The sequence below is a fragment of the Streptomyces sp. UH6 genome (assembly GCF_013421635.1).
GTDB classification, from domain to species: domain Bacteria; phylum Actinomycetota; class Actinomycetes; order Streptomycetales; family Streptomycetaceae; genus Streptomyces; species Streptomyces abyssomicinicus.
In genome coordinates this window covers 1-1,093 of sequence record NZ_JACADT010001399.1, presented here as the reverse complement: position 1 = coordinate 1,093, position 1,093 = coordinate 1, and the positions used below count along the sequence as shown (strand labels likewise).

Annotated in this window: 1 protein-coding gene and 1 pseudogene; one reads left to right on the top strand and one right to left on the bottom strand. The window is 73.0% G+C overall.

Features of this window, described 5'->3' with window-relative positions:
* Positions 1-186, bottom strand: a 186-nt coding sequence (locus HW445_RS32990) for a hypothetical protein (RefSeq protein WP_218957574.1), incomplete at its 3' end; no start/stop codon positions are given.
* Positions 187-467: 281 nt separating this feature from the next.
* Between HW445_RS32990 and HW445_RS32145 the strand changes: the two are divergent.
* A pseudogene (locus HW445_RS32145) lies at positions 468-1,093 on the top strand (Toxic cation resistance protein); the annotation flags it as partial.

The window sequence follows — 1,093 nt, the reverse complement described above, 5'->3', positions numbered from 1 at the left end:
CGCTGCGCGCATCACCGAGCGGCGGCTGACGGCACCGGCCACGATGTCGCCGATGTAGTCGTTGTCGCTGGTGTTCGGGACCTCGTGGAAGCACGCGTCACCGCAACGGAAGCGACAGGTCAGGGCGGACCGGCCGCCGGGGTGCGCTTGGGACGGTGTTCCGATGAGCGGCAGCAGTTTGCGCACGTTCGATTCTCCCCTTGTGCCCTAGGTGTGGGCGTGACGCTAGGGAGGAAGACGTGCGGGAACGGATCGTCCGCGTGAATGCGGGGTGAACCGGGGGCAGCGAAACGGCGCTCGAACCCGCGTGCGGCGTGGGTGCACCCGATGGGATGCATCCGGTCGGGTGCGGCCGGGGGACCGGGGCGTGCGCCCCTTACCTGGCGGCCCGAAGGGGGCCGCTAACCTTACGTGTCCGTCCAGGCCAGGGTTCGACGGGCTTCAGCTCCTCCGAAGGGTAGCGACACATGGGCATCTTCTCTCTCCTGCGGAACGCGTTCGGAAAGGCGCGCAAGGAACGTGCCGCCGATCCGGAGCCCACGGTCCCGCCCCAGGGCGGCGCCCCGGACGAGACGTCCGTGAAGGTTCCGGCGCAGTCCTCCGCCCCGGACTCCGCCGACGCCCCCGCCTCCGCCTCCGCCTCTTCCTCCTCTTCCGCGCCTTCCGCCTCTTCGGCCGCCGAGGTTCCCGAGCAGCCGACCGGCCGGACGGAACACGAACTGGTGGCCGCCGCGTTCGACGGGGTCGCCATCCCGCGCCCCACCGAGCCGGGCGACGACGCTGCCCCTGCCGCCGCGGAGCCCGAGGCCGCTCCCGTTCCGGAGACGGTGGCTGACCCGGTGGAGGTGGCCGAGGCGGAGGCCAAGGTCGCGGAGAAGATCGAGGAGGCGAAGACCACCGGGTCCGACGACCCGGAGCCCGCTGCCGCCGCGGAGTCTGCTGCCGACGAGTCTGCCGCCGCGGAGGCCGCCGCCGACGACGAGCAGGCCGAGCCCGCCGGGAAGCCTGAGCCGGAGGCGGAGCCCACCGCCGAGGCGGAGGCCGCCGAGACGGAGCCTCGGGCGGAGGATGTCGACGAGGAGCGCGCCGCCGA